11 protein-coding genes are annotated in these 11,195 nt (G+C 69.9%); 3 read left to right on the forward strand and 8 right to left on the reverse strand.

The window, feature by feature from the left end; translation table 11 throughout:
- Positions 1-1,452: 1,452 nt before the first annotated feature.
- The gene (locus ACZ7IF_RS38810) at positions 1,453-2,169 is read left to right on the forward strand and encodes a hypothetical protein (protein WP_470981693.1); all 717 of its coding nucleotides are present in this window, start codon (positions 1,453-1,455) and stop codon (positions 2,167-2,169) included.
- On the forward strand, positions 2,166-2,639 hold the full coding sequence (locus ACZ7IF_RS38815) for a helix-turn-helix domain-containing protein (protein ID WP_123996001.1): 474 nt from the start codon (positions 2,166-2,168) through the stop codon (positions 2,637-2,639). The genes ACZ7IF_RS38810 and ACZ7IF_RS38815 overlap by 4 nt, the downstream gene beginning before the upstream one ends.
- 132 nt (positions 2,640-2,771) lie before the next feature.
- Here ACZ7IF_RS38815 and ACZ7IF_RS38820 read toward each other — a convergent pair whose 3' ends face one another.
- The 8 genes from ACZ7IF_RS38820 to ACZ7IF_RS38855 all read right to left on the reverse strand — a co-directional run bounded on the left by ACZ7IF_RS38820 (position 2,772) and on the right by ACZ7IF_RS38855 (position 10,807).
- Entirely contained in the window at positions 2,772-3,209 is a 438-nt protein-coding gene (locus ACZ7IF_RS38820; RefSeq protein ID WP_470981695.1) for a MarR family transcriptional regulator, read from the reverse strand.
- Positions 3,206-3,703 (reverse strand): MarR family winged helix-turn-helix transcriptional regulator, encoded by a 498-nt coding sequence (locus ACZ7IF_RS38825; protein WP_470981696.1) that lies wholly within the window; start codon positions 3,701-3,703, stop codon positions 3,206-3,208. The genes ACZ7IF_RS38820 and ACZ7IF_RS38825 overlap by 4 nt, the downstream gene beginning before the upstream one ends.
- 81 nt (positions 3,704-3,784) lie before the next feature.
- A complete protein-coding gene (tpg, locus tag ACZ7IF_RS38830) occupies positions 3,785-4,339 on the reverse strand; it encodes a telomere-protecting terminal protein Tpg (RefSeq protein ID WP_385771445.1) in 555 nt (184 codons plus the stop codon).
- A gap of 3 nt (positions 4,340-4,342) precedes the next feature.
- Complete coding sequence (gene tap, locus ACZ7IF_RS38835; RefSeq protein ID WP_470981698.1) at positions 4,343-6,598, reverse strand: telomere-associated protein Tap; 2,256 nt, start codon at positions 6,596-6,598, stop codon at positions 4,343-4,345.
- A 107-nt stretch (positions 6,599-6,705) separates the two neighbouring features.
- Positions 6,706-7,623: an MBL fold metallo-hydrolase gene (locus tag ACZ7IF_RS38840; RefSeq protein ID WP_470981700.1), complete on the reverse strand. Its 918-nt coding sequence runs from the start codon at positions 7,621-7,623 to the stop codon at positions 6,706-6,708.
- A gap of 23 nt (positions 7,624-7,646) precedes the next feature.
- Positions 7,647-8,150: a flavin reductase family protein gene (locus ACZ7IF_RS38845; protein ID WP_470981701.1), complete on the reverse strand. Its 504-nt coding sequence runs from the start codon at positions 8,148-8,150 to the stop codon at positions 7,647-7,649.
- Between the two features lie 123 nt (positions 8,151-8,273).
- Positions 8,274-9,539, reverse strand: a complete 1,266-nt coding sequence (locus tag ACZ7IF_RS38850) for a ketosynthase chain-length factor (RefSeq protein ID WP_470981703.1) — start codon at positions 9,537-9,539, stop codon at positions 8,274-8,276.
- Complete coding sequence (locus ACZ7IF_RS38855) at positions 9,536-10,807, reverse strand: beta-ketoacyl-[acyl-carrier-protein] synthase family protein (protein ID WP_470981705.1); 1,272 nt, start codon at positions 10,805-10,807, stop codon at positions 9,536-9,538. Before ACZ7IF_RS38855 ends, ACZ7IF_RS38850 begins: the two co-directional genes overlap by 4 nt.
- Before the next feature lie 251 nt (positions 10,808-11,058).
- Between ACZ7IF_RS38855 and ACZ7IF_RS38860 the strand changes: the two genes are divergently transcribed.
- The coding region (locus ACZ7IF_RS38860) for an SDR family NAD(P)-dependent oxidoreductase (RefSeq protein ID WP_470981707.1) at positions 11,059-11,195 on the forward strand (137 nt) is incomplete at its 3' end.

The raw sequence follows: 11,195 nt of genomic DNA on the forward strand, positions 1-11,195 counted from the left end.
GCACTGTGCGCCGGGGAAGCGACCCCCCCTCGCTGCGCTCGGCGGCGGCCCGCTTCGCGGGCCAGAGCCGGCCCTTCGGGCCGGAGTCCTCCGCTTCGCTGCGGACAGGAGAGAAAGGCCCTCCGCTCCGCTCCGGACGTAGCAGCGAAGTCCTCCGCTTCGCTGCGGACAGGGGAGAGAGGCCCTCCGCTCCGCTGCGGACAATGGAGCGAAGCCCTCCGCTTCGCTCGGAAGGAAGCAGGGAAGTCCTCCGCCTCGCTCCGGACAATGTAGAGAGCTCCTTCGCTCTGCTCCGGACAATGCAGAGAGGTCCTCCGCTTCGCTCCAGACAGGCAGGGAAGTCCCCCCAGCTTCGCTCCAGACAATGCAGAGGGAAGGCCCGGCGCTTCGTTTCGGACAGTCCGGAGGGTCTTCCGCTTCGCTCCAGACCCGCCCCAGAGCTCTGCTCCTCCTTCGCAGCCCGCGAAGGAGGAGACCCGGCCCCGCTGTGCTTGCCGGTGACCTGCTGGGTGGGCCAAGGCTGGTCCTTCGGACCAGAAGTTCTCTGCTTTGTTTCGGATGACAGGGGGGAGATGTCCTCCGCTTCGCTCCGGACGAGCATGGGGCGCAAGAAGCCGGTCAGTTACTGAAGCCAAGTGGAAACCACTCAAGACCAGGTCCCAGGACTCGACCAGCGCAAAGGGAAGGCGCCCGCCTGGTCCCCCTCCAGCAGCCTCCGTCATTTGCTCGGGTCGCTCCTCACATTTGATCCGGTTGCTCCACAGGTTCCCCGGCGAACACCTCGCCGGCCGTGGTGCTCCCGTCGGTTCGATTGCTTGTCCCTTGTGCACCATGCAGACGGAGAACGGCTTGTAGGCCTCTGGAGGGTTGGTGGAGGTGGAGACCAGGGCGTTAACGGCGTTAATGGTCGATGAGGCGGTGATTCAAAGTGATGCCGGGATAGAGATAGGAATCAGTCAGATTCTGCGTGGTTATGGACACGGTGTCCGGAGGCCATCGGTTCGGTGGCTGAGGTGCTGCGACGTCAGGAAGTGGCGCCTGGGCGCGGGTTGGTGACGGCGTTGAAGACGCGCAGCGCGGCAGGAGACGGCCTATAGAGAGTACGGAGATGCGTTTCCGCAGGTCAGAGGGGGTGCGGGGGGAAAGTTATGTCCCCTCAGAAGGGACATAACTCGGAGGATGTGTCGCTGGTAGGGGGACAGAACTTCTGAAAAACGTCAGCGAGGCTGACGCTTTTCGCGCTAAAACGTCGGGGAGGCTGACGTTCTCGTGGGGATACGTCGCCGAACTGCGCGAGGGTGGGGAGGCGTTGGATGTGGGGGTCCGGGAGCGGCCGGAGAGGGGCCTTGGCCGAGATGTGTCCCTCCTGGGGGGACACAAGACACGCCGAACGTCAACGAGCGTGACATTAGTGTCACCCTTGTTGACATACTCTCTCTCCAGATCAACGAAGTGGAGAGCAGCCTCGTGTCATCAGAAGCACAGCGCCGCCGGCAGAGTCCGTCGCGCGCGCCGCGTCCTGATCTCCCCGTTGATGACGCGATCTCGGCGTGGAGTCAGCCGCTGGCTCCGGTCAAGGATCTGGACAGCCTGGCGAAGCGGTATCCGAGCCGGAAGCTCACGCTGGACGGTGAGCGCAAGCCGCTGGAGTTCTACGGGACGCAGAGTCAGCCAAATGCGTTCTCGATGGACAGCCTCGAGTTCTTCCTGGTGATTGCCCAGTACTTCCGGGAAGCCTTGCCCCTGAGGCTCATCCTGCTGCTGATCGCGTGCCAGCGGGCGGGAGGGCGGATTCCACTTACGCAGGAGGAGATGGCTACGATCCTCGACGTCAGTCGGACAAAGACCTCGGAGGCGCTGCACACCGTCATGTCTCATGGGATCGTCTTCAAGGTGCGGCGGGGTGTGTACCAGTTCAACCCGCCCTACAGTTACCGGGTGGCCGAGTTCATCCCGGGGACGGAGACGGCGGGTGAGTTCGTGAAGGTGGAGCAGCACAGCACCATCTCGCAGATTCGCAGTGACACGAGCCTGCCGGACCTGGTGCGGTTCCCGTCGCTGGACCACATGCGGCAGGCAATCGAGGAACTGCGGGCCGAACGGTCCAAAGAGCGCGCTGCGCGCCGGCTGAGCCGGGCACAGCGCAAGGAAGAAGGGACAGCTCAGTGAGCACCTTGCGATTCGCTGCGGTCAACGCCGATGGGCTTCTCTCCGACCTGGACCTTCCGCCTGCCGCGTACCGTGTGCTGCTGAAGCTGCGTTCGCTGAGTGAGCCCGGCGGGCGGATCCTCATCGACCAGGCCACCATCGGGGGGCTGCTGGAGCTGAGCAGGCCGAGCGTCAACGCGGCCCTGCGCAGCCTGGAGCTGGCCAAGCTCGTGCGGAAGGTCAGGAACGGGGTGTACCAGATCAACCCGATGCTGGCCGGGTACAACTCCTTCGAGGACGCCGTCGCGGCGGTGAACGAGATGGCCGCGGACGAGCGGCTGGACGCGCGCGGGTACGTCGCCAGCTACCACCAGGCGGTGGCGGAGTACCAGGACCAGCTGGCGGAGCAGCGGAAGAAGCGTGCGGCGCAGGCCGCCGCGAAGAAGGCCGCGGAGTCGAAGCGGCGGAGGACGCTGCACGCTGTTGGGTGAATGACTTGAGAAGGGGCCCGTAGGCGGCTTCTGAGGGCGTTTCAAGAGCCTTTGAGGGCCCCAGGGTATCCCCGGGCCCTCAAAAGGTTTCAGGGGCCCGAGAGGGCTTCTGTGGCCTCGCTGGGTGGGGGTTCAGCTGGTGCCCAGTTCGGCGTTCGCGCGGTCCGTGATCAGGGTCAGTACGCGGCCGGCCACCGCCAGGTCCTCGGCGGGGATTTCGGCGTACAGGCGGGCGGCGATCTCGGCCGTCGCGGCGGCGGTGGTCCCGTACAGGTCGCGGCCGGTGTCGGTGAGGCGCAGGAGGGAGCCCTCCCGGACGAGGAGCTCGGCGGTGAGCAGCTCCTCGATGACGGCCTGGACGAGCGGTTCGGTGGTCTTGAGGGAGTGCTGGATCTCGGCGACCAGTTCGCCGTGCGGGGCGGAGCCGCCCGCGACGGTGACGGCCCGGAGGGTGACGCTCTGGTGGAACGTGATGCCGTGGCGGGCCAGCGCGCTCTCCGCGAGGGTGCGGGCGGCGTGGTGGGCGAGGGCTATGACCCGGGCGTTGAGGGTGGGGGCGGTGGTGGTCATGACTGCTCCTTCTCGTTCTCGGCGGTCCGGTCAAGAGGTGCTGGATCAAGAGGTGCGTCGAGCAGGGTCGCCAGTTCGCGGGTGAACGCGAGCGTGCGGGGGCCGTCCTGGCCGCCGAGTGGTGCGAGAAGTTGGTCCAGGAGCCCCTGGACCGCCTTGATGGCGTGTTTGGTGACGTCGTGGCCCTGCTCGGTGAGCGACAGCTGGACGGCGCGGGGGTCGTTCGGGTCCCGGGTGCGGGCGATCAGGCCGGAGGTCTCCAGGGCTCGGGCGAGCTTGGAGACGTAGAGCGGTTCGAGCCCCGTGTAGTCGGCGAGCTGACGCTGGTTGGGACGATCCGCCGGGTGCGACATGCCGTACAACGCGGCCATCAGTGCGTACTGGGCGTGTGTCACGCCCAGCGGTGCGACTGCCCGGTCGACGGCCACTCGCCACTTCATCGACAGGCGCCAGACCAGGTACCCGGCCGTGGCGCTCTCGGCTGCTGGACTCATGAGAAATACCATACAAGGCTATTATGTACATGGCTAGCATCCTGTGCCCTTCGAGCCTCGGCCGGGGCGGGCAGAGGGTTGCTAGAAGGCGAAGTCCACGTAGTCGATGTCCGTGAACTCGACCAGGAGGGAGGTCGCGCGGGCGCCGTTGTCCTTGAAGTAGATCTCCTGGAGGGCCTCGGCCGTGATGTGGCGGAGCTGGGCTTCGGTGGCTCCGGTCTCCTGGGCGGCGAAGAGGCGCTGCGCGTACTCCGGGGGGAGGTGCTGGGTGATGCGGCGCATGCGGCCGTCGTCGGTGGTGCCGGGGGCCGCGGTGAAGCCGAAGCGGGCGCGGGTCTCGATGACGAGTCCGGTGGTGCGGGCCGCCTGTTCGCGGGCGCGCTTGCGGACCAGGGGCTGCCAGCGGCGGCGTACTTCGGCTTCCAGGCGGGCGGCGAGGGCCGGCTTCGGCTGCTTGATCTCGTTCTTCACGTAGCGCTCGACCGTGCGTTGGGAGATGCCCAGGGTGGCTGCCACGGCCTTCGTGGATTTGAGCTGCTTGAGGAGGAAGCGCATCTGGGCGCCCGCGGACTTCGGGATGGGGCGGGTGAAGTGGAGTTCGTCGGCCTTGGTGAGGCTGTCTGAGATGTCGGACATCGGTTACTCGCCGTCTGCTGCCGCGTCGTGGCCCTTGATGTGGCGGGCCGGGTTGAGGTGTTGGTCGAGGAGCTGCACGGCCCAGAGGAGGGGCTGGGTGCCCTCGTGCTTGACCATGCCGGGGCTGACGCCGAGGCGGAAGCCGCCCGGGAGGGGCTTGCCCTCGGGGGTGTGGGGGAGGAAGTCCAGCGGGCTGGGGCCGTCGGAGAGGTAGACCGCGCAGTCGGAGAGGACCGCGATGGGGTGCAGGCCGGCCCCGGTGGCGAGCTTGCGCATCTTGCGGTGCATGTTGACGCGGGCCGTGGAGATGACGGCGGCGCGGATGTCGGGGCGCCAGGTGGGGCGTTCCAGGGCTGGCCAGGCTTCGCCGGGACGGTAGGCGGCGCCCTGGGGGCGCTCGCGGAGTTTGCCGATGCCGCCCTTGACCGTGGACTTGATGGCGGAGAGGACCGCTGTGGAGGTGTGGGGGGCGTTCGTCTTGTACGTCGTCATGGCCGTGAGGAACTCGGACTCCGTGAGGGACGGGGTGATGCCGAGGTCGGCCATGGTCGCCATGTAGGCGTCGCGGAGGCGGGTGTACCAGGCGTCGAGGTAGGGGCCGTTGTCCGGGCGGATCCAGGCCTCGGCGGGGCGGACTTCGTGGCCGAGTTCCTGGGCGTAGGCGAGGGTCGGGGTCGCGTACCAGGCGGGGCCGGTGGGGGGCTTGCCGTGGGGGGTGAAGGGGCTCGGGAGACGGGGGTCCAGGGGGAGGCCGGAGAGGTCGGCGAGCCAGCACCCGGGGAGCTTCGGGTCGAAGCGGGGGGCGGTGGTGTGGACGGCGGGGCCGATGCCGACGGTGAGGCGGTTCGCGGCCGCGGCGAATGCCATGTTCACGTCGATGCCGACGGCGTGCGTGCGGGCGCACTCGGCGTCGGTGAGGAGCTCCGGGTCGCGGATCCAGTCGTACGCCTCCTCGTCGAGGACCTCGTCCGGAGTCCGCTGGTGGGCGCGGGGGTAGAGGGCGGCGACCACCGGGTGCTCGTCGGGGGCCTCCGGCGGGGCCGGGTCGACCGGGCGGGTGAGGGAGCCGGGGACGGGGGCCGACTCCCAGGTGTTGGTCTGGGGGTTGCGGGCGGCGCGGGTGGGCGGGCGCAGGGCCGTCATGAGTTCCAGGCCGGTGACGGCGGTGGAGCCGCGGGGGGTGAGGACGCGGGCGGCGTAGGTGGTGAGCAGCTCGGCGAGTTCGGGGGCGGAGAGGTCCGCGGTGTCCTCACCCCAGGCGCGGGAGTCGAGCGCGCCCCAGGGGAGGACCGCGAGCTGGACGCACTGGCGGCCGGTGGTGGGGGAGGCCGGGCGGTAGATGCGGGGCCAGGGGCCGAAGCCGCGGCGGGTGAGCTGCCACTTGGCCTTGGTGAGCTGCTTGATGACGGGGTGGTCGTCCGGGAGGCGCAGGGCTCGGCGGTCTTCGAGGGTGAGGGGGAGGCCGAGCTGCTCGGCGGCGGGCGCGGTGAGGACGAGGAGGGGGTCGCCGTCCCGGCCGTTGTGGTGGAGGCGGGGGGCGCGGAGGTCGGCGTCGGGGCCGAGGGCCCAGGCGACGAGATCGGGGAGGCCGGAGGTGGGGTGGGGGAGGAGGAGGCCGCCGGCGGCGTGGGCGTGGCCGGTGCCGTCGAGGACGGCGAGGGGGCCGTTGCCCTCCAGGGGGGTGGGCTTGGGGGCGGGTCGCTGGGGGATGCGGGAGGCGGCGGGTGCGGAGGGAGTGGGGGGCTGGGCGTTAACGGCGTTAACGCCGTTAACGGCGGCGGGGGGATCGGGTGTGGGGGTGAGGGTGGGTGGGCCGGCATTAACGGCGTTAACGGCGGGAGCGTCGGTGGGGGGAGTGGCGTTAACGGCGTTAACGGTGGGCGGGGCTGCTGGTGTGGGGGAGGGGGTATTAACGGCGTTAACGGTCGGGGCGTCGGCTCCAGAGGTGGCCGGGGGTTCGCCGTTAACGGCGTTAACGGTGGGGTTGCCGGTCTGGGGGTGGAGGGCGGCGAGGCCTTCGAGGAGGCGGGCGTAGGCGGCACGCTTGGGGGGGCGGGGGGCGGTGCGGCCGGTTTCCCAGGAGGTGATGGTCTCGCGGCGGACGGAGAGGGCCTTCGCGATCTGGTCCTGGCTGAGGCCGGCGGCCTCGCGGAGGCGTCGTCGTTCATCGGGCTCGGGAAGGCCGTCTCGCGCGGCCGCTTCTTCGAGCAGTGCGTCGACCGCTGCGAAGAGGGTGGACTGTTCGTTCGTCTCGCTCATCGGTACCTCCGGCGGCCAGCCTATGTGAAACGTACGGCTGAACGCACATGAACCGCACGTGGGGCGTTAACGCCGTTAACGCCGCTAACGCCCCACGTGCGGTTCGCTCAGGCCGCGCAGGCCGGGAGGCCTCCATGGAAGTCGACCATTTCGGAGAAGAGCTCCGAGATGTCGAGCTGGTGGCCCGGCTCCGCTCCTGCAGCTTCGGCGTAGGCGCGGTGGAGGTTGGGGACCAGCCGCTCACTGTCGAGGAGGGCGGCGAAGGGGCCGAGATCGCTCTCGCGGGCGGCCTCCAGCGGAGTGAGGCCAGCGGCGATGCCGGCGGCGGCCAGTTCCTGTACGTGGCGCAGGTAGGCCGCTGTGGTGTCGAGGAGCTCGATGCCGCCGACTGGGCCGTGTCCGGAGACGATGGTCCGCGGGTCGAGGGCGCGCAGCTTCGCGATGACGGCGAGCGAGCCGGAGATGGAGCCGGTGAGGCAGAACGGGGTGGCGCCGGACATCACGATGTCACCGGCGAACAGGACCCGCTGTTCGGGCAGCCAGACGACGGAGTCGTTCTTCGTATGGGCGGTGCCCAGGTGCATGACCTCGGCCCGGACGTCCCCGAGATGGAGGGTGATCGGGTCTCGGAAGGTGAGGGTGGGCAGCTCGACACCGACGTCCCCCCAGCAGACCTCCGGCCACAGACCGGTGAGGTGCAGCCCGGCGAGGTCCATCTCGGCGCGGGTCGCCTCGTGGGCGATGATCACGGCATCGTCCGCGAAGAGCCGGTTGCCGAAGGTGTGGTCGCCGTGCGGGTGGGTGTTGATCACGAAGCCCGGAGCGTGCGGAGTGACCCGCGCGACGGCGTCCTTCAGCGCCTTGGCACGCGCTTCTGTAGCGGCCGTGTCGATCAACGCGGGGCGGCCGCCCGCGGTGATCAGGCCCGCGTTGTTGAGGCACCACCCGCCGTCTGGCTGGATGTACGCGTAGACGTCTTCGGCGACCTCTTGCAGCCGCGGGACGGACGGTGAACGTTCGGTCACTGCTCTCTCCTGCTTGCGGGCATTCACGAGGTGGAGGCGAGGGCCGGGCTGGCTCCGGGCCTGGTGAAGAGGCGGTTGTAGTAGACCAACGGTTCGGCTCCGCCCGCGGAGACGGATTCGACGCGGCCGACGAGGATGCTGTGGTCACCACCGTCCAGGACGTCGTGGAGGGTGCAGGCGATCCGGGCGGTGGCGTCCGCCAGGCCGGGGAGGCCGAACTCGCACGGTTCCATGGGGCTGCCGGCGAATTTGTCGTGCCCCGAGCGGGCGAAGCTGCTGGCGATGTCGGCATGCTCCGCCGCCAGGACGTTCACGAGGAAACGGTCGCCGGTGACGAAGGCCTCGTGGCAGGAGGCCGTCTTTGCCGGGCACACCAGCACCAGAGGAGGATCGAGGGAGAGCGAGCTGAACGAGCTGGCGGTGAAGCCCCAGCGCTGTCCGGCCCGGTCCACGGTGGTCACAACGGTGACCGGGGTGGGCACGTGTGCCATCGTGCGGGCGAAGTCGGCGGGGTCGATGGAGTGCAACGGTCCTCCTGGCTCTGGAGACTGCGGTTCGGGGCGGCCGAGTCCTGGTCGTCGCGGCGGTGCACCGGGCGGGTGGGTGCACCGCCGCCGGGGTCAGCGGTGGCGTTAACGGCGTTAACGCCGTTAACGAGGGGCGCGGACCACCATGGCCGCGTTGAAACCGCCCCGGCCGCGGGCCAGGACCAGTGCGGTGCGCAGCCGCTCCGGCCGACGCGTCTCGGTCACGAGGTCGATCGGGCAGTCATCCGCGGTCGGGCCGGCGTTGATGGTGGGCGGGATGACCTGGTCGCGCAGGGAGAGCAGGGCGGCGGCCAGGTCGAGGGAGGCACCACCCGCGGCGAGTCGGCCCGTCATGGTCTTCGGCGCCGTGACCGGGACTCCGTACTCTCCGAAGAGAGCGGTGAGGGCCGCGGCCTCCTCGCGGTCGGCCGTGCGTCGTCCCGCCGCGTCCGCGAACACCACGTCGACGTCGGCGGGGGTGAGGCCGGCCTCACGCAGGGCCAGTGCGGCCGCGGCCTGGAGGCGCGGCGCGCCGCCCGAGCCGGGTGCGGGGTCGAACGTGGAGGCGTAACCGGCGATGGTTCCGTAGACCTCGGCACCCCGGTCACGGGCGGCGGCGGCGTCCTCCAGGACGAGGAGCGCGCCGCCCTCCCCGGCGACGTGGCCACCGGCGTCCGGGGAGAAGGGCAGGAACGCGCGGTCGGGGTCCTCTTCGGTGCTCAGCTCGCCCCCGGCGAGGTGGGCCGCCCAGCCCCACGGGCAGAGCGAGGAGTCCACGCCGCCCGTGACCACGACCCGTACGCCCTTGCGCAGCTGGCGGCGGGCCTGGGCCACCGCGTCGAGGCCGCCGGCCTGTTCGGTGACCAGGACGCCGCTGGGGCCGCGGAGCCCGTTCTTGATGGAGATCTGGCCGGTGTTGACCGCGTAGAACCAGGCGAAGGACTGGTAGGCGCTCACGTACTGGCCGCCCTTGCTCCAGAGGGCTTCGAGCTCCTTCTGACCGAACTCGAAGCCGCCCGCGGAGCTGGCCGTGATGACGCCGGCGGAGAAGTCGGGCAGTGCGGCCGGGTCGACACCCGCATCTGCGAGGGCCTCGTCGGCGGCGGTCAGCGCCAGCCGGGTCATGTGATCCGTCTGCGGCAGCAGCCTGCTGGGAATGTGGTCGGCGGCGTTGAAGCCGGGGACCTCGCCGGCGAGCTTGGCCGGGTACTGCTCGGCGTCGAAACGGGTGACGGGGCGGATGCCGCTCTCGCCGCGCAGGACGGCCTGCCACCAGGCCTCGGTGCCCAGTCCGTTCGGGGCGGTGACCCCGATGCCGGTCACCACGGGTGCGGCGGTCGGGGAGAGCGGGCTCGTACCGCCGGGGCGGGCTGCGGTTTCGGTGGTCATGCGGCATCTCCCAGGCGCGGGCGGGACAGGATCATGGCGCTCTGGAAACCGCCGAATCCGCTGCCGACGCTGAGGACGGCGTCCGTGCGCTGCTCGCGCGCCGTGAGCGGGGTGTAGTCCAGATCGCAGGCGGGGTCGGGGGTGTGCAGGTTGGCGGTGGGCGGCACCGTGTTGTGCTCGATGGCCAGCGCGCTGGCGGCCACTTCGAGGGATCCGATCGCCCCGAGGGAGTGACCGATCATCGACTTGATGGAGCTGACCGGGACCTCGTAGGCGCGCTGTCCGAGGCTGCGCTTGAACGCGGCGGTCTCGTGCCGGTCGTTCTGCTTGGTTCCGGAGCCGTGCGCGTTGATGTAGTCGATGGCGCCGGCGTCCAGGCGGGCCTCGTCGAGAGCAACCTTGATCGCCTCTGCCATCTCCACGCCGTCGGCTCGCAGGCCGGTCATGTGGTAGGCATTGCAGCGGCTGGCGAAGCCGGAGATCTCGGCGTAGACGTGGGCGCCGCGCTTGCGGGCGCTCTCCAGGTCCTCCAGGACCAGGACGGCCGAGCCCTCGCCCAGTACGAAGCCGTTGCGGGTGGCGTCGAAGGGACGGGAAGCGGTCTCGGGATCGTCGTTGCGCGGCGACGTGGCCTTGATCGCGTCGAAGCAGGCGACGGTGATCGGGGAGATCGGAGCTTCGGTGGCGCCGGTGATCATCACGTCGGCACTGCCCTCGCGGATCAGCTCGACGGCGTGACCGATGGAGTCGAGGCCGGAGGTGCAGCCGGTGGAGACCATCGACACCGGTCCCTGCGCGTTGACGCGCCAGGCCACCTCTGCCGCCATGGAGCTGGGCACGAAGTAGTCGAACAGGTGCGGGACAGCCAGAGTGTGGTCGACCTGCCAGGTGCTCCCGCCGCGGCTCACCGCGTTGTACTCGACGTCCAGGCCTGTGGTGCAGCCGACGGCGCTGCCGAGGGTGACGCCGGTACGGGTCGGGTCCAGGTCCGCGTCGGCGAGACCGCTGTCGCGCAGGGCCTCGTCCGCGCTGACGATCGCGAACTGGGCGGCCCGGTCCAGGCGGAGGGCTTCCTCAGCCGTGAAGCCGTGGTCGAGCGGGTTGAAGTCGGCCTCGGCTGCGATGCGGGAACGGAACGGGGAGGCGTCGAACAGGCTGATGGCTCGGGTCGCGGTCTTTCCGGCGGTGAGCAGGGACCAGAACTCCTTGGTGCCCACCCCCCCGGGCGCGACCACGCCGATTCCGGTGATGACGACGCGTCGGCTCATTGGGTGTCCTTCACGGGTGAGTCCTTCTGCTGGGCTTTCGGTACGGCGCGGCGGCGCGCCTGCCTCTCGCAACCGGCTGCCGTCGAGCTTGGGAAACCCGGCTCGACGCCTGATCGAACTCTGATGGTGGGGCGGCCGCGTTTCCGTCCAGGGGCGCGGACGCCGGTGACTCCGAGGCCCGCTCGAGTTCGCCTCCAGCGGCGGACCGGAGCCTGCCCGTAGGCCAGGCAGTTGAGCATCGAGGAGTTCGCATGTCGGAGCAGGGCAGGCCCGTGGCTGTGGTGACCGGGGCGACCAGTGGGATCGGGTTGGCCGTGGCTCGCCTCCTCGCCACGCAGGACCACAAGGTGTTCATTGGTGCGCGGAGTGCGGAGAACGTTGCTGAGAC

Source organism: Streptomyces sp. NPDC037421 (genome assembly GCF_055602105.1).

Coding starts and splice junctions, on each gene's coding strand:
- ACZ7IF_RS38820 (WP_470981695.1), bottom strand. CDS start 3,209: ATGACCACCACCGCCCCCACCCTCAACGCCCGGGTCATAGCCCTCGCC.
- tpg (WP_385771445.1), bottom strand. CDS start 4,339: ATGTCCGACATCTCAGACAGCCTCACCAAGGCCGACGAACTCCACTTC.
- ACZ7IF_RS38825 (WP_470981696.1), bottom strand. CDS start 3,703: ATGAGTCCAGCAGCCGAGAGCGCCACGGCCGGGTACCTGGTCTGGCGC.
- ACZ7IF_RS38850 (WP_470981703.1), bottom strand. CDS start 9,539: ATGACCACCGAAACCGCAGCCCGCCCCGGCGGTACGAGCCCGCTCTCC.
- tap (WP_470981698.1), bottom strand. CDS start 6,598: ATGAGCGAGACGAACGAACAGTCCACCCTCTTCGCAGCGGTCGACGCA.
- ACZ7IF_RS38855 (WP_470981705.1), bottom strand. CDS start 10,807: ATGAGCCGACGCGTCGTCATCACCGGAATCGGCGTGGTCGCGCCCGGG.